The organism is Algibacter sp. AS12 (genome assembly GCF_046736315.1).
GTDB lineage: Bacteria > Bacteroidota > Bacteroidia > Flavobacteriales > Flavobacteriaceae > Algibacter_B > Algibacter_B amylolyticus.
Window position 1 is genome coordinate 3023213 of the sequence record NZ_CP151841.1, and the last position, 20879, is coordinate 3044091.

Below are 20879 nucleotides of genomic sequence, written 5' to 3' on the forward strand. Positions count from 1 at the left end.
TGAAACTTAAATTCTTACGCCTACAGGAAGCATGCGTTTGTATTTTCTGTTGCTTCTTACAAATTTTGCAATTTCTGGGCAAGTAGGCATAACACTTAAGTTACGCGATCCTATTTCCTCAAAAACAAGCGATAAAAATTCCTTTTTAAAATCTTCATCTTTAATGTTTTCCGGGATAATTAGTTTGGTTAAAAATATTTTTCTTTCTTGTAATGAGTATTCAATTATTGCTAAATCATTGTCTACTTTAATTTCAAATTGACGTAGAAAATCGTTGTCAATTAATTCTGCAGCTTCAACCATGTTAATTTTGTTTTAATTCTTAGGAAAGTTAAAATAGTGAGTACTATTTCAATAACTTTGTGCAAAAGTACGAAAAATTTTTGACAGAATAAAGTTAATTAACGCTTAATGCCTTATGTCTCAAGAGTTAATACATGTTTACCTTATGCCAGGAATGGCGGCAAGCCCCAAAATATTTGAATATATTAAATTGCCCGAAAATCAATTTGAAATTCATTTACTAGAATGGCTAATTCCAATTGATAATGAATCTATAACCGACTATTCGCGTCGTTTATGTAGTAACATAAAACATGAAAACGTAGTGTTATTAGGGGTGTCTTTTGGCGGTGTAATCGTTCAAGAAATGAGTAAATTTATTTCGGTTAAAAAACTCATTATTGTATCTAGTGTTAAGTCCATGCATGAACTACCTAAAAAGATGCTTATTGCAAAAGCAACTAAAGCATATGCTTTAGTGCCTACGCAATTGGCTAGTAAACTAGATGTTTTTGAGAGGTACGCTTTTGGCGATACCATTACCAAAAGAATTGAACTTTATAAGAAATATTTATCGGTTAATGATAATAAGTATTTAAGTTGGGCTATTAAGGAAATGGTATGCTGGAATCAAGAAACATGTCATCCAGATATTATTCACATTCATGGTGATAATGATTCGGTCTTTCCCATAAAAAATATTAAAAATTGCATTGTTATTAAAAACGGCACTCATATTGCAATCATAAATAAATATAGATGGTTTAACGAAAATTTACCTAAACTAATTATAGGTAGCTAAACTATTTTTGTAATTTTATAAAAAAACTTTTTAAAATGAAGATTATACAGAAAGCATTAGCGTTTGTAGGACTATTAAGTTTATGTGGCTTATTTATTTTTGCGTTACAAGACGCACCAACAGACGAGAATTTTGAAACTAAATTAATAAACGATTATAATGTTTATGCCTTACAGGTGCCAGATAATTTAAATTTTGCAGGAGAACCTATGCCGCTTGAAAATCCAGATATTTTAGAACGTATGGATAGAGAGTTGTTAGTTAATACGTATTGGCAATCAAACGGATTACTAATGTTTAAACGTGCTAAAAAATATTTCCCAATTATAGAGCCTATTCTAGCTAAACATGGTGTCCCAGACGATTTTAAATATTTAGCTGTTATAGAAAGTGGTTTAACAAATGCAGTCTCTCCAGCAGGAGCAAGAGGTGTATGGCAAATTATGCCAGCAACAGGAAGAGAAAATGGCTTGGAAGTTAATAAAAATGTCGATGAACGTTATAATTTAGAGAAAGCTACCGAAGTTGCTTGTAAGTATCTTATTAGGGCTAAGGAGCAATTAGGTTCATGGACATTAGCTGCGGCTGCTTACAACGCAGGAAATGCGGGTGTGTCTAGACGTTTACGCGAGCAAGATGTTACTGGATATTATGATTTGCTTTTAGGCGAAGAAACAGGGCGTTATTTATTCAGAATTGTTGCGTTAAAAGAAATCTTATCGAATCCTAAAAATTATGGATTCAACTTTAGAGAAAAAGATTTGTACACCAACGTACCAACTTATAAAATAGAAGTGGATACTGCGGTAACAGATTTTACTAAGTTTGCACAACGTTTTGGTATTAATTATAAAGTTTTAAAACTTCATAACCCTTGGTTACGCGAGCCGCATCTTAATAATAAATCAAGAAAACAATACTATCTAGAAATTCCTCAGGAAGGCTATTATAACTAATATGTTATGTCTAGCTTTCTAAATAGTGATCTGTGGACTGTTCTTTTAATTATCAATTATGTAGTTGCTATTACGGCAGTTATAACTGTGATTCTTAAAAACTTAAATCCCACTAAAACGCTATCTTATATTATTGTTTTAGTATTTTTTCCATTTCTTGGCATTCTAATTTATTACCTTTTTGGACAAGAATATCGGAAAAATAAAATTTTTAACAGGAAACAAGTTCTTAACCAATCTACCGTAAAAATGATACATGAGGAGTTAGAGTTAGATGGTAAGTCTATTAGAAAAGTTGATGATTATCTTAATAACAAAGTTAAATTAGTAAAGCTTCTTTATAATAATAAGAATTCACCTTTAACCCTTTGTAATGAGTTAAAACTTTTTAAAAATGGGGATGAAAAATTTAAAGATTTACTTGAAGATTTAAAACAGGCAAAACATCACATTCATTTAGAATACTATATTGTTGAAGATGGTAAAATTGGTACCCAACTTTTAGATATTATTTGTAAAAAAGCTAATGAAGGCGTTCAGGTAAGGTTAACTTATGATGATGTTGGGAGCAAGCTTTCAAATAAAATGAAGCGGCAGTTACAAGCGAGTGGAGTAGAGCATTACCCATTTATGCCTGTTGTTTTTTCTAAATTCACAGGAAAGATGAATTATAGAAATCATCGTAAAATAGCGGTTATTGATGGTAAGACGGCTTATGTTGGAGGTATTAATGTTGCCGATGAATATGTTAACGAGTATAACGATAATTTTTGGAGAGATACCCATTTAAGGCTTGTTGGAGAAGCGGTAAAATCATTGCAAGTCAATTTTTTTACCACATGGCATTTTGTATCTAATACAAATCTTAAAATAGATAAATCCTATTTTCCAGAGGTAACTTGTAAAAATAGTGTAGCCGTTCAAATAGCGGCTAGTGGGCCAGATACAGATTGGGCAAATATTATGGAAGCCATTTTTACGGCCATAACAACTGCCGAAGATTATGTGTATATAACAACGCCTTACTTTGTGCCAAACGATCAAATTATTACAGCGTTACAAGTGGCATCTAAAAGTGGAGTAGATATAAAACTTATAATCCCTAAAAAATCCGATTCGTGGGTTGTTAAGCATGCTACCAATTCTTATTTAGAGCGTTTATTCGATGCTGATATTCAAGTGTACCGCTATAATAAAGGCTTTATTCATTCGAAAACTATCGTGGTTGATGATATTTTTTCAACTGTAGGAACATCAAACATGGACTACAGGAGCTTCAATATTAATTTTGAAGTCAATGCCTTTATATATGATATTGATACGAGTAAAGTATTAAAACAGCATTTTTTAGATGATCTTGAGGTATGCGAAAAAGTGGATCCAACCCAATGGTCAGAACGATCTAAATTCGAAAAAGTAAAAGAATCGTATTGCAGGCTGTGGTCGCCCTTAATTTAATTTTGAGTTTATCTACCTCTTCTTTTTTGAGATCTTACTGAAGCGCCTCCACCATAATGTTGGGTAGGACCAGCGGCTTGCTTCATGTTTTGTTTCATCATTTTAATCTGTTCTGTAAGCATGCCTTGTTTGTCCAGCTTCTGTGCTTCAGATAGTAATTTTTGAGCCTCTTGTTTTCTGCGTTTAGAAAAAGCAATACCTGCTAAATTTAATTTAGCCATGGCAATATCATGATCCATAGATAAACCTAATGAAAGCGATTTTTTAAAGTATTTCTCGGCTTCATTCATATTATCTTGAGAAACCATTATACCATGTAAATAATTAAAGTAACCTTGTTGCTTTGTTACTAATGCAGCCTCAGGATTTTTAATTTTGTTTAGCCATTTTTTAGCACCTTCAAAATCTTGTTTTCTTAATCTTAAAAAGGCAAGTAAAATAAACTCATTTTTAAAATATAGAAATATAAATATTAGCGATAAAAATATAAGGGCAATACCGTTTCCAATTTCACCTTCTGTAAATTGATAAATAGCAAAAGCAATGATTCCTGCTGCAATGATTAGTTTTATAATTTTATTGTACATAATTTTATATTTATAATAGAAAAAAGCGGTTTTTAATTATTAAAATAAACAGCTTTGAGGTTTTAAGAGTGCAAAGAAACTAAATTTTTATTAAAATATGCATATAGATAATTGACAAAGTATAGGGTTACCCCAAATAAATAAAGGTCTAGCATGTGTTTTTGCGTTCTTAAAAATATTTATTAAATTTTTTTAAAAATGATTTGCAAAGTAATAAAGGCTTTGTATATTTGCCCTCGGTTTTAACACAGCCATTCATACATAAAATACTATACAGATTTAAAAAAATAAGTTATGCCAAAAAGAACGTTTCAGCCGTCAAAAAGAAAAAGAAGAAACAAACATGGTTTCAGAGAAAGAATGGCTTCTGCTAATGGTAGAAAGGTATTAGCTCGTAGAAGAGCTAAGGGAAGAAAAAAATTATCTGTTTCAACAGAAACTAGACATAAAAAATAATGATTAACAATTGTTGATAATTAAAAGGTATTACTTAACGGTAATGCCTTTTTTTATATCTAGTGATTACTATTTTTGCAACACATTAAAGTACAACATAATAACGAGTAAAAATGCCGAAAAATCCTAAACTAAAATCGATATTAATTATTGGCTCAGGTCCTATTGTAATTGGTCAAGCATGTGAATTTGATTATTCTGGAACTCAAGCTTTACGTTCGCTTAGAGAAGATGGAATTGAAACCATTCTAATCAATTCTAATCCTGCAACAATCATGACCGATCCAGCTATGGCCGATCATGTTTACCTACTGCCTTTAAATACAAAATCGATTATTCAAATCTTAAAAGAACATCCACAAATTGATGCCGTTTTACCAACAATGGGTGGTCAAACTGCTTTAAATTTATGTATTGAAGCTGATGAAAAAGGCATTTGGAAAGATTTTGATGTAGAAATTATTGGTGTTAATATTGATGCAATTAATATTACTGAAGATAGAGAGAAGTTTAGAGAGTTAATGCTTAAAATAGGCATTCCAATGGCTCCTCAAGCAACAGCAACTTCTTATTTAAAAGGTAAAGAAATTGCACAAGAGTTTGGTTTCCCTTTAATTATTAGAGCCTCGTTTACTCTAGGTGGTGCAGGAGCATCCTTTGTTTATAAAGAAGAAGATTTTGATGAATTATTAACTCGCGGATTAGAGATTTCTCCAATTCACGAAGTAATGATTGATAAGGCTTTAATAGGCTGGAAAGAATATGAGTTAGAGTTACTTAGAGATTCAAACGATAATGTTGTAATTATTTGTTCTATCGAGAATATGGATCCAATAGGTATTCATACAGGAGATTCTATAACTGTAGCTCCAGCAATGACTTTAAGCGATAAAACGTATCAAAAAATGCGTGATATGGCTATCCACATGATGCGTAATATTGGTGATTTTGCAGGTGGTTGTAACGTGCAATTTGCAGTAAGTCCAGATGAAAAAGAGGATATTATTGCTATTGAAATTAACCCACGTGTTTCGCGTTCTTCAGCATTAGCGAGTAAAGCAACAGGTTATCCTATTGCAAAAATTGCTGCTAAATTAGCTTTAGGATATCATTTAGATGAATTGAATAACCAAATTACAAAATCGACTTCAGCTTTATTTGAGCCTACTTTAGATTATGTAATTGTAAAAATACCACGTTGGAACTTCGATAAGTTTGAAGGATCAGACCGTACCTTAGGGCTTCAAATGAAATCTGTAGGTGAAGTTATGGGTATTGGGCGCTCATTTCAAGAAGCACTTCATAAAGCAACACAATCGCTTGAAATTAAGCGTAATGGTTTAGGTGCCGATGGAAAAGAGAATAAAAACTATGATGAAATTATAGAAAAACTTACGTATGCTTCATGGGATAGAGTTTTTATAATTTATGATGCTATTAGAATGGGAATCCCATTAAGTAGAATCCACGAGATTACTAAAATCGATATGTGGTTCTTAAAGCAATACGAAGATTTACATTTCTTAAATAACGAAATTTCAACCTTCACTATTGATACTATACAAAAGGATTTGCTATTAGAAGCAAAACAAAAAGGCTACGGCGACAGGCAAATAGCACACATGTTAGGCTGTTTAGAGAGTCAAGTATATAGTAAGAGAGAAGAGTTAGGAGTAAATAGAGTTTATAAATTAGTTGATACTTGTGCTGCCGAATTTCAAGCAAAAACACCATACTACTATTCTACTTTCGAGAGTGATATGGAAACTGCCGATGGTAACCGTTATGCAGATAACGAGAGTGTAGTGTCAGACAAGAAAAAAGTGATTGTTTTAGGTTCTGGTCCAAATAGAATTGGTCAAGGAATTGAGTTCGATTACTGTTGTGTTCACGGTGTACTAGCCGCTGCAGAATGTGGTTACGAAACCATCATGATTAACTGTAATCCAGAAACGGTTTCAACCGATTTTGATACAGCCGATAAATTATACTTCGAGCCTGTATTCTGGGAACACATCTACGATATTATTAAGCACGAAAAACCAGAAGGTGTTATCGTTCAGCTTGGTGGGCAAACAGCCTTAAAACTAGCCGAAAAACTAACAAAATACGGTATTAAAATACTAGGAACTAGCTTCGAATCTTTAGATTTAGCTGAAGATAGAGGACATTTCTCAAGATTATTAAAAGAAAACAACATTCCTTACCCAGAGTTTGATATTGCTACAACAGCCGATGAAGCTGCTGCAATTGCCGATGTTTTAGATTTTCCAATATTAGTGCGTCCTTCTTATGTATTAGGAGGTCAAGGGATGAAAATTGTAATAAACAAAGAAGAGCTTGAAAAACACGTAGTCGATTTATTAAGCAGAATGCCAGGGAATCAATTACTATTAGATCATTATTTAGATGGTGCTATTGAGGCAGAAGCCGATGCCATTTGCGATGGTGAAAATGTGTACATTATAGGTATCATGGAACACATCGAGCCATGTGGTGTCCACTCAGGAGATAGTAACTCATTATTACCTCCATTTAACTTAGGCGACTTAGTTATGCAACAAATTGTAGACCATACTAAAAAAATCGCATTAGCGCTTAATACAGTAGGTTTAATAAACATTCAGTTTGCAATTAAAGACGACACAGTTTACATAATTGAAGCGAATCCTAGAGCATCAAGAACGGTTCCTTTTATAGCGAAAGCATATGGAGAGCCTTATGTAAACTATGCAACAAAAGTAATGTTAGGAGAGAAGAAGGTAACAGATTTCGATTTCAAACCAAAGTTAAATGGTTATGCTATTAAACAACCAGTATTCTCGTTTAATAAATTCCATAATGTAAATAAGAAACTAGGACCAGAAATGAAAAGTACTGGAGAAAGCATCTTATTTATAGACAGCTTAAAAGATGATGCGTTTTACGATTTATACTCAAGACGTAAAATGTATTTAAGTAAATAAACAGATTATAATATAAACTTAAAAATCCCGTTTTATACGGGATTTTTTTTTTGCGTTACCACAAGGGTCGGGCTTTCCGCTATATCTTTTTTTTTAAGGCATTGTTAGGATTAGGCATTGCGGCAATTTATAAGCCTATAGTTTATAAAAAGGTTTTGCTTATTAGTTAAAAAAAAGGATGCCGCTTCAATCCCTAACGCAACTATCCGCTAAAGTTTATCTAAACACTAATGGTTAATGTTTGCTTTTATAAATTATGGAATACAACAACTAAGACTCAAACAGCTCGATAGTTGCATTTTGTGTTTTAATTAAGTCCAAATGCTCTTCCATTTTAAATTCAGATGAATTAAACCTAGAAGATCGTGTTCTTGTTTGTTCCTGTCTAGCAATACTTCTGGCAAAACGTCTAATACTTTGTTTACTATCTAAAATTAAACCAGGCACCTTAACGTTTTTACCGTTTTCATCTTTGGCAACCATAGTAAAATAAGACGAGTTACAATGCTTAATTTCTCCCGTTTGAATGTTTTGAGATTCAACACGAAGTCCAATAACCATAGAGGTTCTACCTGTATAATTTACCGATGCTTTAAGGGTAACTAATTCGCCAACTTCAATAGGGTTTAAAAAATCAACCTTGTTTACCGATGCTGTAACACAATAATGTCTAGAGTGTTTTGATGCACAAGCAAATGCAATTTGATCCATTAAATTTAAAATATGCCCACCATGAATTTTACCACTAAAATTAGAGTGCGCCGGTAACATAAGTTCTGTAATTGATACTTGAGAATCTTTAGCGTGTTTAAACATATTATGTGTTGGTTTTAGTTTTTTTCTTCTACTACTTGTGTAATAAAATATTTGGTATCGCCTAGCCAAAATAAAGTTTTGTAACGCTCAAAATAATGGAGTTTTACAAATTTACCTTGATACTTAGTTAGGTCTTCAATAACTTCTTTTTGGTTGTCTTCCACCGAAAAAATAAATATTTGCGATTCTGATACGCCTTGGCTTATTTCGCCTTCCCAGGTTTTAAAAAGCATACCTCTGCTACTAAACTTAACGAGTTTCCCTGCGCGTACACCTTCGCTATAATGTACAAAGTATATAAAGCTGAAATAACCAGCAATTATTAAAAGGAAGATTATAAATGTTTTAAATAGAAATTTCATAAAATAAGTTTAAATATCGTCGTCGTCTTGCGCACGTTTAATTATAGCTTCTGGAAGTGCTTTTTTAGCTTTTGCACCCATTTTCTTAAGTTTTTCAACACTGGTAATTAAATTACCTCTGCCTTCAAACAACTTGTTCATAGCAGAATTATAGTCCACCTTCGATGCATCAATTTTTTTACCAACACCTATTAAATCTTTCATTAAGCCTTCAAACTTATCATATAAATTTCCAGCTTGTTTGGCTATTTCAATGGCGTTACGTTGTTGTTTTTCGTTATTCCACATGCTATCAATAGTTCGCAATGTAGCCAATAACGTAGAAGGTGTTACAATAACAATATTCTTTTCAAAAGCTTTGTTATAAATAGAGTTGTCTTCATTTACAACAACTGCAAAAGCAGGTTCTATAGGTATAAATAACAACACAAAATCTGGCGATTCTATATCGTATAAATCTTGGTAATTTTTTTCCGAAAGTTGATCTACATGCCTTCTAATAGAATTTACATGCGCCTTTAAATGCATAGGTTTATCATCATCATCTGCATTTACCAAACGTTCGTAATCGGTTAAAGATACTTTACTATCAATAATCATTTTTTTCCCGTCAGGAAGGTTTAAAACAACATCTGGTAATACACGTGTACCATCTTCCCGAGTAAAATTTTGCTGTACAAAATATTCTCTATCTTTCTCTAAACCAGATTTTTCTAGCACGCGCTCTAAAACCAGTTCACCCCAATTTCCTTGCATTTTACTATCGCCTTTTAAAGCTCTTGTAAGGTTTGTGGCTTCTTTTGTCATTTGCTGGTTTAAATCTTTTAAGCCTAACAACTGCTCCTTTAAAGCCGAATGCATACTAATGCTTTCCTTTTGGGTTAAATCTACCTTTTCTTCAAAAGTTTTAATCTTTTCTTGAAGCGGATTTAAAATATTTTTAATGTTTTCTTTATTCTGAAGGGTGAATTTTTCCGATTTTTCATCCAGTATTTTGGTAGCTAAAAGTTCAAAATCTTTGCGAAGTTGTTCTTGGCGTAGCTCTAATTCTTTATCGCGTTTTAAGTTTAATTCTTGAAGATTTTCAAATTCTGAATTTTTCCTAGCCAATTCCGTGTTTAAAAAATCCTTTTCACGTCTAATTTCTTCACGCTCCAATTCTGTTTTAGATATAATTTGACGCAGTTCTTCAATTTGATTTGAAAAATGTTGGTTTTGCTTTTCGTTTTCGGTTTGATGATGTGCTTTTAAATCATCAATTTGTAGTTGCAGGTTTGTATTACGTTCTTCAAGCGTGCTTTGTTCGCTTTTACTTTTAAGTTTTGTAAAAAGCATACCTAAATAACCACCTATTCCTGCGGAAATTAGTATTGCGATAATGAGAATAAGACTGTTGTTCATTAAGAGGATTGAAATTTCCTCAAAGATAGGTATTTTGCTATTCAAAGGGAAGTGAAGAACCTAGATTAAAGAAGATTCTTCACTGAATATAGTTTTTATTAAAATATAGGTTTTAATATTCTAAGCGAATTTAAGGTCTGGCTTCTAAAATTAGGTTAAAAGGTGTTTCAGTAGCTCTCTTAAATCTAGAAAAACCACCCGAAGTAATGGTTTGTTTTAACCGTTTTTCGCCAGATTGTGCGCCTAAGGCTTTACCAACTTCTTGATTTAAAGAACATGGCACGCAAAGTAGCGTTGAAAAGGCATAAAAAGCGCGCCCTACAGGATTTAAGTTTTCTTGTAATGAGTCGTTTGCAAAAGGCTCCACAACCATTAGCGTGCCATCTGGTTTTAAAGCTTTTTTTACATAATTACAGGCTCCAACAGGATCACCCATATCATGTAAGCAATCAAAAAAGGTTATAAAGTCATAGTCTTTTCCTGGAAAATCTTTTGCTTTTGCAACGGCGAATGATGTATTGGTAACGCCTGCATCTTTAGCTCTTTCTTTTGCTTGTTCTATAGATTTTTCATGATAATCATAACCAACAAAACTGGAGTTTGGAAATGCTTTAGCCATAATGATAGTAGATGCGGCATGACCACAACCAATATCTGCGACTTTTGCTCCTTGTTTTAATTTTTCAACCACACCATCTAAAGAAGGTAACCAGTTATCAATTAAATTTCCTTCATAGGATGGACTGAAAAACTTTTCAGTACCACAAAACAAACAGGTATTATGGTCTCCCCATGAAACACCATCGCCAGTTTTAAAAGCTTTTTCAAGTTTTGGTTCATCAAAATATAAGGATGAAATGGCATAAAATGCACCGGTCATAAATACAGGGCTTTTGGCATTTCCAAATACCATGGTTTGTTCCGGAGACATGGAAAAGGTATTGGTGTTATCATCATAATTAATATAACCAGAAGCGGCTTGTGCAGAAGCCCATTCTCGAATATATCTCTCGGCAGTATGAGTAGCATCTGCTAATTGTTTTGAAGACATTGCCCCAGACTCTGAGAGTGTTTTGTACAGGCCTAATTTATCTCCAATAGTGACCAAAGGGCCATTGGCAGCGGCTCCCATTTCTGTAACTACTTTGCCTAGTAAGTCGTTTAATTTTGTTTCATTTAATTCCATAATTATAAATTTAGATTGTTAATAATCTGTACTTAGCTATTAATTAGGGAATGCTTTTAATGCATATATATCTTCAATTATACGTTCTATCTCTTTATCTTCTATGCCATTATAAATACCACGTATTTGTTTTTTCTTGTCTATTAGTATAAAGTTAGGAGTATGAATAAAATCTTGTAAACCTCCATCTCCTTGTTGTACAAAGGCGAAATAGCTTTTTCGAGCTAAATTATAAATGTGTTTTTTATTGTCTGTGGTAACGTTCCTTTTTTTGTCTATCACACCTTTTTTTGTGGCATAGGTTTTAAAAACAGAAATATTGTCAATTTCTGGTGTTACCGAAATCGATTGATGCAAGTGCCGGGTTTTGTTTTGTGGTTTTGTTTTTACAACTAGAAACAATAGGGCATATACAAGTAGCCCATAAAAGTGATATTGATTTTAAATTTTTCATTTGAGTATCTTTTAATAAAATACTAAAAACAATTCAAAAGGGGAGAGTGTTAATGTTTTGATTTTCAATTATATAAATATAGTTAAATTTAGTGATAAAATCTATTTGTTGATTCTGAAATTTCCTATTTTATCATCAAAAGCTATTAAATCTTTTTGGAAAAAAAAGGAGGAGGTTATTTCCAAAAACTTAAAAGTATTAAGTGGTTGCAGTTAATGGAGTGGGTAAATTAGAGCCTATTTTAGGGATAAGTGTATAGGGATTAAAAATCCTTATCAGCTTGTTTTAATATGTTATCTAATTTAAAAACGTGAATTAAATGATTTATTTTTAGATTCAAAGTTTTATTTTGAATTGTACTTAAAATTAATAAATAAAATAAGGCGGGTGTAACGTGATGTATTAATCTCCCAAATGATGTTGTTAAATGCCATTCTAAATTTTTAGGTGTTAACACGTATACCATAAAATATGAAAATAACATTATAAAAATAACATTATAGCCAAACTCTTTAAGGCGCTTAAAATTCAATATTAAAAGTGAAATTATTAATAATGTAACAGGCAAGTGTATGTTAATCAAGTTTTTAACTGCGTGTAGTAGAATGGTTCCGTAACGCTTTATTTCAAATAATTTACTTAGAAAACCTATGTCTTGTTCAGCAATTAAATCATTAGTCGGCGCTATTTTAATCTTGAAGTATGTAATAATTAACAAAGGCCCAAAAGCACCTAAAATGTACCAAGTATTCATTTTCTTTCTATTAAAAAAAAATAGAACTGAGAATATTAAAAAGAAAACAATGCCTTCGTTCTTAACAAAAGCAGCGGATGCTACAAAAAAGCCTAAAAAAAGTAAAGTATATTTATTGAGTTTGCTTGTATTATTAAGAATTATAAATGGTATTAAGAAGAATAAAGCAAGTAAAGTGTCTGCATATTGATAACTGCCAGTCCTGTAAACTATTGGTGAAACACATAAAAATACTAAACTTAAGATCCAATACTTGGTTTGGCTTTTACCAATGAGTGAAGCACTAGATAATAGGATTAAGGAAACCGAAGAAAAGAAGGCAGTTAATAAAGGCACTATTGCGCTTATATTATTAAAAGAGCTCCAAATACTTGCAATGAAGCTAGGAAGCATAAGCGGATAGTCTGTGTGAGAATAGATGGACGTAAATTTGAATAAATATATATAATTATCCTGAAAAGTTAAAAATTTTGCATGAAGACTCCAGATAGCCCAAGCATCCCAAGCTCCCCATTTTTCAGAAAAAAACAAGAAAAAAACAGTAAAAATAAGAAGGCTTAATAGGCCTATAACCCATGAGGAAGTTTTTACAGTGAAACAGAATTGAGTTTGTAATGTTTTTTTTAATATTTTAATATTCAAACTTGTATAAAGCCAACAAGTTAGTATTAATATAAATTGAATGATTTTAGGGTTTACATGACAAAATAAAGAAACCGTGTAGCTATAAGAAAGGAGTATTGCCCCAACAATACACGATAAAATAGCATGTATTATACTGTTATTTACTATAGTCTTGTTTTCCATGACCATAAATATGGTTATCGATAGTGATAATAAAGTTAATAATGAAATCATTTAATTTTTTTAATAAGCTTAATATGATAACCTTTCTCTTTTTTTGAATATACTAAGTCAAATAAATTTATATTATAAGGAGTTTGTTTAACTGAAATACTATCTATGATTAGAACCATATCTTCTTTTGTAGTATAAGATTCCATTTTTTTTAAACGATATGGAGCTACTCCAAATTTAGTTTTAAAAAATTGAGCGAAAGAACTTGAATTAGAATCATAAAAAGTGATTTTATTAATATTTAAAAGTGGCTTTAAATCTTTTGTTACTAATTCTAAATTGTCTAATTGATTAAGCGTTTTAAAAGATTGTAATTTATAGTTAAACACAAATAGTATTAATACAAAGAATATTATAAAACTTATTTTTTTCATCTATTTAAGATATTGTACTTTAATATGCAATAAATTGCTCTAAGACCGTCTTTCCAATTAATCTTTTTACCTTCCTAATAAGTTCTACCATAGTAAGAAATTCCAACCTCGTATTTACGAACATCAGGAAATCTAGAAATTTTAGCTGTTACTTCGGGTTCAAAACCAAATCTGTTTTCTTTCAGATTCAAACTTTTAATCATTTTGCTATTAAAAAGCTTATAATATGTTTCCATATCTGTAAGATTTAGATTAGTTAGCATATTGCTTAAAAATGTTAAAAATTTGTTGCCAATAGTGTGCCAAAAGAATAAAATACGGTGTGGTTTACTTCCCATAAACCTAGAGCCATAAACCACATCTGCAAAACCATCTATTACAGGTTGTATTAAAATGTTGTATTCGTTTGGATTGTACTCTAAATCGGCATCTTGAATAATTAAAAATTCACCGGTAGCAATTGCGATTCCTTTTTTAATAGCAGCTCCTTTTCCATAATTTTTATCTTGCTTAAAGTATTTAACATCAAGACCACTATTTATTTCTATGTAATTTGAAATTATAAGTTCTGAGTTATCAGTAGAATAATAATTAACTAATATAATTTCTTTAGCAATATTATTTATAAGTTTAACTGCCTTTACTTTATCTAAAATTGAAGTAATTGTGTTTTCCTCATTATACACAGGAATAATTATAGATAATGTTTTGAAGTTCATGAGTGACTTAAAGTTATTTAATAATAAAGGTTTTAGTGTTGTAATCAAAAGTTATTAAATCTTTTGGAAACAAAGAGTCAAAAATACCATTTTTAATTAAGTTTTGTGGTGTGTTCGATGTTACTCTTTCTGCTGAAAACACAATCATTGTATCACACAACTGAATAGCCAAATCTATTTCATGAGACGAAAACAGAATCGTTTTATTGGTGTCTTTAGCTAGCCTCTGAAGCAATTTTAAAATGTATGCTTTATGATACATATCTAAATGTGTTGTTGGCTCGTCTAGAATAATTAAGTCTGTATCTTGAGCCAAAGCACGTGCTATCATGACTTTTTGTAATTGCCCATCACTAAGCTCAAAACACTTTTTATGTTTTAATTCTATAATATTAGTTTGTTCTAGAGCATTATTTATAGCTATGGTATCTTGTTTTGACATGGTACCTATCCAGTTGGTATACGGTTGTCTGCCTAAAGCAACCAACTCAAAAACGGAGAGGTTTTTGGATGTGATTTGTTCGGTAAGCACCAAACTCATCACTTTGGCTAATTCTAACGGCGCAAAATCCGATACGTTTTTACCGTCAATTTCAATAGTGCCTTCTAGAGGATTTTGAACTTGTGTTAAGGTTCGTAATAATGTCGATTTTCCTATGCCGTTTGCACCAATTAAGCCAACAAGTTCCCCTCTTTTTAATTCGATATTTATATTTGAAGCAATAGACGTCTGTTTCTTTTTAGAAACATAACCAATAGATAAATTTTTGGTTTTTAAAATGATAATTGGCTCCTTATTATTCATATTAAAATACCATTTTTCGTTTTCTAACTAATAACCAAATTACTACAGGTGCACCTATTAAAGCGGTTATAGCATTAATAGGTAACGTTAGTTCGCTATGAGGTAATTGAGCAATACTATCGCAAAGTAACATGACAATAGCACCAAATAAAAATACCGCTGGTAAAAGAATTTTATGATTTGAAGTGTTAAATACTTGTCTTGTAAGGTGCGGTATGGCTAAACCAATAAACGCTATGGGGCCAGTAAAAGCTGTTATAGTTCCTGCTAATAAACTTGTGGAAATGATAATAATTAAACGGCTTCTTTTAATGTTTAACCCCAAGCTTTTAGCGTAGTTTTCGCCTAAAAGTAATGTGTTTAATGCTTTAATTGAAAATATGGCTAGAATTAAACCGATACTGTATATTATAAACAGAATGGTAAGATCTGTCCAAGATAAATTCCCTAAACTACCAAACCCCCAAAATACATATTGCTGTAATTGTTCGGCTGAGCCAAAATAGGAGAGGACACTAACTATTGCCGCTGTGATACTCGCAAACATGAGGCCAATTATTAAAATAGCCATGGTATCTCTTACTTTTAATGACACCATTAAAACAGCCAATAAAACTAGAAAGCTTCCTAAACTAGCAGCTATTACAATACCCCATTTAGAAACAAATAAAGTAGCGAAAACACCACCAAAAGCGCTAGAGCCTAAAATAACTAAAGCAACGCCTAAACTAGCACCAGAGCTAATGCCTAACACAAAAGGGCCAGCTAAAGGGTTTCTAAATAGGGTTTGCATAATAAGTCCCGAAATACCCAAACCCGAACCTACAATTATAGCAGTTAAGGCTTTTGGCAATCTATAGTTTTGTATAATAAATTGCCATGTTTCCTGCGTTGTGGTTTTACCCAATAAACCATTAAAAACTGCTTCTAAAGGAATAGATACAGAGCCAAGACTAATATTCATAAAAAAGCACACTATTAAAATGATGCTTAGTGAAATAAATGAATATGTGTAGTTTTTTGGCATTTTACGAGTTTAGTGATTTTATTTTTATACCTGACAGGTTTGATGCTTAATTATTTTAATTTTTTAAAAAAGTAAGGTTTGTAATTTTCTAATAATTCTGGATGGCAAATTTTAATAAGGTCTTTTAAGACAATATCAGGTCTGGTCATACCTAATTCGTAATACAAAACACCTCCGGAAGCGCCTGTTGTATTGGTAAATGTATAGATGTTTTTGGTGTTAAATGCATCAAAAAGCGTATGGTTGTTATTTCCGTTTTCTAAAGCTTCTAGGCTAGAATAATTTGAAGGACTTAGCCAAATATCGGCACTTTTAGCTTTCACAAAAACCGATTCAAAATTCAATTTTAAACTACCAACGCCATTGGTGTCGTGCCACAAATAGTTAACATTAGCGTCTTTAAAAAGTTGTGCTTCGGTACTTGTGCCATTAGGTAAATACCAAATATCGCTATGCATGGCGCCGCTTAAAACTGTTGGATTATCTTTTATGTTTTTTGCTAGGTGTTTAGCTTCTAAATAATCTTTTTCTATGGAATTAAATATAGAATCAGCTTTGTTTTCTTTATTGTAAAGGGCACCAAAAAACTTAATCCATTCGGCTTTAGCTAGGGGAGAACGTTCTACCCAATCGCCATTAAAAATAACCGGTATTCCTGCTTTTTTTATGGTTTCTAATGAGCGGTTTTTGCCATCTATTCCAAAACCGACAACTAAATCTGGGTTTAATTCTAAAAGGATTTCGGTGTTTAAACCTTCATTTTTCCCTAATTCTCTTATGTTTCCGTTGTTTATTTGTGCTCTTATTTTTTCAGATGAAATATAATCGGTTCCAGGAAATCCTATTAACGTTTGTTCAACATCTAAAAGCTCTAATGCCGGAATATGTGTAGTAGATGTTACCACTATTTTCTGAATAGGATTGATAATAATACCATCATATTCACCCGTCATAAAGCTAGTTTTGGCAGCATTCTCTTTACTGATTAAAACATGTTTAAATCTTTTATCGGCATTAGGCCAAGGTTTTTCAATGGTTAAAACTTTATAGTTTTTGTAATTTTTAATCGAAAAGCCTTCGGCATATTTTACAAGTAAGTCTTGGCTTGTTTCAAGTTCTTCAATGTGTTCTTTTGGTTCATTTTTACAATTGAAGCAAATAACAAGTAGTAATAATAAAAATAGTTTAGACTTCATACACTCATGTAACATTAGTAACGCGCTATGTTTTATTAGATAATTAATTTTATGGAAAATATTAAACCTATGCGAAACGGGTCAAATTTAACAATATATATAGTAGCTGTAGTTATTATAGTTCATTTTCTTGCAGGCTTTATTTATCTACTCTATAAAATGAATAAGAAAAAGTAAAGTTTTATCTGTTTACTTTATATAAATCCTTTACTTTTGCAATGAATTTTGGTTTTGTTTTGTAAATGCAAAACGAATTAAAAGGGAATCTGGTGCAATTTTATAATTAATTCCAGAACTGTTCCCGCAACTGTAAGTTTATGCTAAACATGTTTTAGCGCCTCATAAAGAGGGTGTTGTGTACTACAACCACTGGCGTTTCGCTGGGAAGGAAAAGCAACATTAGATAAGTCAGGAGACCTGCCATTTTCATCATCTAAAATAACTCTCGGGTAAAGAGTTTTAAAGATTTATGAAAAATATATACATATTACTACCATTTGTATTTGGCTTTTCTACTGTAGCAAAAGCTCAGATTGATGCTGTGCAAAAGTTAGACGAAGTTGTAATTAGCGATACCAAGCTAATAGATTACGCAAATGGTATAAAAATAGAAATACTTTCAGATTCTATTATTAATAGTAATGCGACGTCTTTAACCGGTTTACTGGCTTTTAATTCCAATCTATATTTTAAAGAAAACGGTTTTGGTATGGTGTCGTCGCCCTCATTTAGGGGAACCAATGCATCGCAAACAGCAGTAGTCTGGAATGGCATAAATATAAACTCGCAACTTAACGGTCAAACAGATTTTAATACTATTAATACATCCAACTATAATTCCATAGCTATTAGAAGCGGTGGAGGAAGTGTACAATATGGAAGTGGTACTATTGGTGGAAGTATTCATTTAAATAATAATTTAAGTTTTACCGAGCATTTTGAAACGGTTTTAAGAACAGAATACGGAAGTTTTAACTCTAAAAACTTAGGTTTTAATACGGCTTTTGGTACTAAATTATATACCGGTAATGTTGCTGTAACTTATGTAGATTCCGATAACGATTATAAATACTTAGGTACAGACCAAATAAATGGAAATGGTGCGTTTAATAATCTCAATTTAAACGCCAATTTAGGGTTTTATGTTTCTAACAAGGATATTATCAAACTATACCATCAAAGTTATTTTGGAAATCGAAACTTTTCCGGAACGCTAGTCGCTCCTTCTAGAAGTAAATACGAGGACGAAAATTTTAGAACCATGTTAGAGTGGGCTAGAACTTCCGGAAAATTTAGCTCGAAAGTAAAAGCAGTGCATTTACACGAATTGTTTAAATATTTTGAAAACAAAGACAAAACTAATTTTAGTTTAGGTAGTGTAAATACACTTTTGGTTAATCATAATTTTAATATACGTTTTAGCGATAAACTACAGTTTAAAACCATATTAGAATATTCAAGCACAAAGGGAAAAGGAGATAGTTTTAAGGAACCGGTAAGAAACGCATTTTCTACAACAGCGTTAATTAATCACAAACTCAATAACGTAATTCGTTACGGCATTAACCTTAGACAAGATTTTATAACAGGAGGTGAGAGACCCTTTGTATTTTCTGTTGATGCTGGTTTTGATTTATTTGAACATTATCATATTCAAATAAACGGTTCTAAAAACTACCGTATTCCTACATTTAACGATTTGTATTGGCAACCAGGAGGTAATTTAAATTTGGTTCCAGAATCGTCTTACCAAATAGATTTAGGACAAAATTTTAATTACCCTAATTTTAATGTAAAGCTAAATGGCTATTATATTAATACCAAAGACATGATTCAGTGGGTACCGAATAATACAAGTATATGGTCGCCAGTAAATATTGGAGAGGTTGCGAGTTATGGAGCCGAATTAGAGGTGAAATCGCATTACACCATTAATAAGCATCAACTTCATTTTTCGGGTCATTACTCGTATACTGTTTCAGAAGATTTAGAAACGAATAAGCAGCTTATTTATGTGCCTTTTCATAAAGGTAATTTAAATGTGGCTTATGGTTATAATCGTTTTTCAATGTTTTATCAACATCTTTTTAATGGCAAAGTTTCTATTATAGGAAACTCATTATCTAGTTATGATTTTGGTAACATTGGGTTAAGTTATGTCTTCAATCAAAAGAAAAAAGTGAATTATACTATAGATTTTAAACTTAACAATTTATACAATACATATTACGAAAATGTGGCCTTAAGGCCCATGCCAAATAGAAACTTTAAAATACAAACAACAATTAAATTTTAAAAATGAAAATCAACAAATTACTAGTATTAGCCTTATTAACAAATATTTTTATTACCTCTTGTAGTGAAGATAACGATGACAATCCAGTGGTGCCAAAAGGCCATTATGAAAATGGATTATTAATTTCTCACGAAGGTAATTTTGGGCAAGGAAATGCCTCTGTATCATTTGTGTCAGATGATTTTTTAACAGTCGAAAATAATGTTTTTAGTAACGTAAATGGCTTGCCATTAGGGGATACAGCACAAAGCGTAACCTTTAGTGATGATTTAGCTTATATTGTTTTAAATGTTTCTAATAAAATAGAAGTTGTAAACCGTTACACATTTGAGTCTGTTGCTACTATTAATTCAGGCTTAGTCAATCCAAGATATATGACTATTTCAAACGGAAAAGGCTATGTTACAAACTGGGGAGACGGCGGTGATTCTACTGATGATTTTGTGGCTATAATTAATTTAGCAACAAATACCGTTTCAAATACCATTCATGTAGGTGAAGGGCCTGAATATATTTTAGAAAAAGGGTATATGTTATACGTCTCACATAAAGGAGGTTGGGGAGTAAACAATATTATTTCTGTAATTGACACATCAGACAATAATGTTGGAACTTTAGAAGTTAATGACGCTCCGGGAGCAATGGCTTTAGATTCCAATGGGAACTTAGTCGTTTTATGTAGTGGTGCTAATCAATATTGGTTAACTCCAGCAGTAGAAACTTTGGCTTCAATTACTCGTATAAGCACCAGTACTGCTGCTATTTTGGATGTCATGGAATTTGCTAGTGGAGAGCACCCAAGTATAATGGCTCATGATGATGATGAGTTGTTTTATATTTTGAATGGTGAAGTATACGAATTAGATGATAGTAGTGATGCTTTGCCAACATCAGCTATTTTAGATGTAACATCAATTAGCGCCTATGGAATTTCTGTGGATGATGATACGTTATACGTAGCCAACTCTAATTTTACAGAAGAAAGCGATTTACTTATTTACGATTTAGATAGCGCATCTCTTATGGAAACCATTGAGTTATCAATTGGAGCGGCTAAAATTTATTTTAACTAAAAATAATTAATTATAAAGAAAATTTAATCACTAAAGTTATGCTATAACTAT

General features: G+C 31.8%; 20 protein-coding genes and 1 riboswitch. Of the genes, 7 read left to right on the top strand and 13 right to left on the bottom strand.

The features are described 5' to 3' along the window. Positions 1–6: 6 nt before the first annotated feature. Positions 7–303 carry an N-acetyltransferase gene (locus tag AAFN75_RS12585; RefSeq protein WP_092852019.1) on the bottom strand — a complete coding sequence of 99 codons (297 nt, stop codon included), beginning with the start codon at positions 301–303 and terminating at the stop codon, positions 7–9. 115 nt (positions 304–418) lie between these two features. On the opposite strand from AAFN75_RS12585, the gene AAFN75_RS12590 reads away from it, so the two are divergent. The 3 genes from AAFN75_RS12590 to cls are packed head-to-tail and all read left to right on the top strand — an operon-like array spanning position 419 to position 3498. Next, entirely contained in the window at positions 419–1084 is a 666-nt protein-coding gene (locus AAFN75_RS12590; protein ID WP_411806648.1) for an alpha/beta hydrolase, read from the top strand. A gap of 35 nt (positions 1085–1119) precedes the next feature. Further along, complete coding sequence (locus AAFN75_RS12595; RefSeq protein ID WP_411806649.1) at positions 1120–2040, top strand: lytic transglycosylase domain-containing protein; 921 nt, start codon at positions 1120–1122, stop codon at positions 2038–2040. A gap of 6 nt (positions 2041–2046) precedes the next feature. Next, positions 2047–3498 (top strand): cardiolipin synthase, encoded by a 1452-nt coding sequence (gene cls, locus AAFN75_RS12600; RefSeq protein WP_411806650.1) that lies wholly within the window; start codon positions 2047–2049, stop codon positions 3496–3498. Between the two features lie 8 nt (positions 3499–3506). On the opposite strand, the gene AAFN75_RS12605 is transcribed toward cls, so the two are convergent. Beyond that, positions 3507–4085, bottom strand: coding sequence for a DUF2892 domain-containing protein (locus AAFN75_RS12605; protein ID WP_144116998.1), 579 nt, complete (start codon positions 4083–4085; stop codon positions 3507–3509). A 294-nt stretch (positions 4086–4379) separates the two neighbouring features. Here AAFN75_RS12605 and rpmH point away from each other — a divergent pair, with 294 nt between their 5' ends. Both rpmH and carB read left to right on the top strand, forming a co-directional pair. Then, positions 4380–4541 carry a 50S ribosomal protein L34 gene (gene rpmH, locus AAFN75_RS12610; protein ID WP_034059443.1) on the top strand — a complete coding sequence of 54 codons (162 nt, stop codon included), beginning with the start codon at positions 4380–4382 and terminating at the stop codon, positions 4539–4541. 113 nt (positions 4542–4654) lie between these two features. After that, a complete protein-coding gene (gene carB, locus AAFN75_RS12615; RefSeq protein WP_411806651.1) occupies positions 4655–7507 on the top strand; it encodes a carbamoyl-phosphate synthase large subunit in 2853 nt (950 codons plus the stop codon). Positions 7508–7777: 270 nt separating this feature from the next. On the opposite strand, the gene AAFN75_RS12620 is transcribed toward carB, so the two are convergent. From AAFN75_RS12620 to AAFN75_RS12670, 11 genes are all read right to left on the bottom strand, one after another. Then, a complete protein-coding gene (locus AAFN75_RS12620; RefSeq protein WP_144117000.1) occupies positions 7778–8323 on the bottom strand; it encodes an acyl-CoA thioesterase in 546 nt (181 codons plus the stop codon). 14 nt (positions 8324–8337) lie between these two features. Beyond that, on the bottom strand, positions 8338–8685 hold the full coding sequence (locus AAFN75_RS12625) for a 6-phosphogluconate dehydrogenase (protein ID WP_411806652.1): 348 nt from the start codon (positions 8683–8685) through the stop codon (positions 8338–8340). Between the two features lie 9 nt (positions 8686–8694). Then, a complete protein-coding gene (locus tag AAFN75_RS12630; protein ID WP_411806653.1) occupies positions 8695–10086 on the bottom strand; it encodes a DNA recombination protein RmuC in 1392 nt (463 codons plus the stop codon). A gap of 130 nt (positions 10087–10216) precedes the next feature. Further along, positions 10217–11272: a class I SAM-dependent methyltransferase gene (locus tag AAFN75_RS12635; protein WP_411806654.1), complete on the bottom strand. Its 1056-nt coding sequence runs from the start codon at positions 11270–11272 to the stop codon at positions 10217–10219. 39 nt (positions 11273–11311) lie between these two features. Then, on the bottom strand, positions 11312–11629 hold the full coding sequence (locus AAFN75_RS12640; RefSeq protein ID WP_411806655.1) for an SCO family protein: 318 nt from the start codon (positions 11627–11629) through the stop codon (positions 11312–11314). A gap of 359 nt (positions 11630–11988) precedes the next feature. Then, positions 11989–13338, bottom strand: a complete 1350-nt coding sequence (locus AAFN75_RS12645; protein ID WP_411806656.1) for a hypothetical protein — start codon at positions 13336–13338, stop codon at positions 11989–11991. Further along, entirely contained in the window at positions 13335–13712 is a 378-nt protein-coding gene (locus AAFN75_RS12650) for a hypothetical protein (protein ID WP_411806657.1), read from the bottom strand. The genes AAFN75_RS12645 and AAFN75_RS12650 overlap by 4 nt, the downstream gene beginning before the upstream one ends. A 74-nt stretch (positions 13713–13786) precedes the next feature. After that, positions 13787–14431: a glycosyltransferase family 2 protein gene (locus AAFN75_RS12655; protein WP_411806658.1), complete on the bottom strand. Its 645-nt coding sequence runs from the start codon at positions 14429–14431 to the stop codon at positions 13787–13789. 13 nt (positions 14432–14444) lie between these two features. Continuing rightward, positions 14445–15236: an ABC transporter ATP-binding protein gene (locus AAFN75_RS12660; RefSeq protein WP_411806659.1), complete on the bottom strand. Its 792-nt coding sequence runs from the start codon at positions 15234–15236 to the stop codon at positions 14445–14447. A 1-nt stretch (position 15237) separates the two neighbouring features. After that, the gene (locus AAFN75_RS12665) at positions 15238–16263 is read right to left on the bottom strand and encodes a FecCD family ABC transporter permease (protein ID WP_411806660.1); all 1026 of its coding nucleotides are present in this window, start codon (positions 16261–16263) and stop codon (positions 15238–15240) included. Positions 16264–16313: 50 nt separating this feature from the next. Further along, positions 16314–17459, bottom strand: a complete 1146-nt coding sequence (locus AAFN75_RS12670) for an ABC transporter substrate-binding protein (RefSeq protein ID WP_411806661.1) — start codon at positions 17457–17459, stop codon at positions 16314–16316. Between the two features lie 209 nt (positions 17460–17668). After that, positions 17669–17899, top strand: a riboswitch (cobalamin riboswitch). Positions 17900–17928: 29 nt separating this feature from the next. Between AAFN75_RS12670 and AAFN75_RS12675 the strand changes: the two genes are divergently transcribed. Both AAFN75_RS12675 and AAFN75_RS12680 read left to right on the top strand, forming a co-directional pair. Further along, a complete protein-coding gene (locus AAFN75_RS12675) occupies positions 17929–19755 on the top strand; it encodes a TonB-dependent receptor plug domain-containing protein (protein WP_411806662.1) in 1827 nt (608 codons plus the stop codon). A 2-nt stretch (positions 19756–19757) separates the two neighbouring features. Further along, on the top strand, positions 19758–20828 hold the full coding sequence (locus AAFN75_RS12680) for a YncE family protein (protein ID WP_411806663.1): 1071 nt from the start codon (positions 19758–19760) through the stop codon (positions 20826–20828). The last annotated feature ends 51 nt before the right edge of the window (positions 20829–20879 follow it).

Coding starts and splice junctions, on each gene's coding strand:
- AAFN75_RS12680 (WP_411806663.1), top strand. CDS start 19,758: ATGAAAATCAACAAATTACTAGTATTAGCCTTATTAACAAATATTTTT.
- AAFN75_RS12590 (WP_411806648.1), top strand. CDS start 419: ATGTCTCAAGAGTTAATACATGTTTACCTTATGCCAGGAATGGCGGCA.
- AAFN75_RS12675 (WP_411806662.1), top strand. CDS start 17,929: ATGAAAAATATATACATATTACTACCATTTGTATTTGGCTTTTCTACT.
- AAFN75_RS12665 (WP_411806660.1), bottom strand. CDS start 16,263: ATGCCAAAAAACTACACATATTCATTTATTTCACTAAGCATCATTTTA.
- AAFN75_RS12620 (WP_144117000.1), bottom strand. CDS start 8,323: ATGTTTAAACACGCTAAAGATTCTCAAGTATCAATTACAGAACTTATG.
- carB (WP_411806651.1), top strand. CDS start 4,655: ATGCCGAAAAATCCTAAACTAAAATCGATATTAATTATTGGCTCAGGT.
- AAFN75_RS12585 (WP_092852019.1), bottom strand. CDS start 303: ATGGTTGAAGCTGCAGAATTAATTGACAACGATTTTCTACGTCAATTT.
- AAFN75_RS12630 (WP_411806653.1), bottom strand. CDS start 10,086: ATGAACAACAGTCTTATTCTCATTATCGCAATACTAATTTCCGCAGGA.
- AAFN75_RS12595 (WP_411806649.1), top strand. CDS start 1,120: ATGAAGATTATACAGAAAGCATTAGCGTTTGTAGGACTATTAAGTTTA.
- AAFN75_RS12655 (WP_411806658.1), bottom strand. CDS start 14,431: ATGAACTTCAAAACATTATCTATAATTATTCCTGTGTATAATGAGGAA.
- AAFN75_RS12625 (WP_411806652.1), bottom strand. CDS start 8,685: ATGAAATTTCTATTTAAAACATTTATAATCTTCCTTTTAATAATTGCT.
- AAFN75_RS12605 (WP_144116998.1), bottom strand. CDS start 4,085: ATGTACAATAAAATTATAAAACTAATCATTGCAGCAGGAATCATTGCT.
- AAFN75_RS12635 (WP_411806654.1), bottom strand. CDS start 11,272: ATGGAATTAAATGAAACAAAATTAAACGACTTACTAGGCAAAGTAGTT.
- AAFN75_RS12660 (WP_411806659.1), bottom strand. CDS start 15,236: ATGAATAATAAGGAGCCAATTATCATTTTAAAAACCAAAAATTTATCT.
- AAFN75_RS12645 (WP_411806656.1), bottom strand. CDS start 13,338: ATGATTTCATTATTAACTTTATTATCACTATCGATAACCATATTTATG.
- AAFN75_RS12650 (WP_411806657.1), bottom strand. CDS start 13,712: ATGAAAAAAATAAGTTTTATAATATTCTTTGTATTAATACTATTTGTG.
- rpmH (WP_034059443.1), top strand. CDS start 4,380: ATGCCAAAAAGAACGTTTCAGCCGTCAAAAAGAAAAAGAAGAAACAAA.
- cls (WP_411806650.1), top strand. CDS start 2,047: ATGTCTAGCTTTCTAAATAGTGATCTGTGGACTGTTCTTTTAATTATC.
- AAFN75_RS12670 (WP_411806661.1), bottom strand. CDS start 17,459: ATGAAGTCTAAACTATTTTTATTATTACTACTTGTTATTTGCTTCAAT.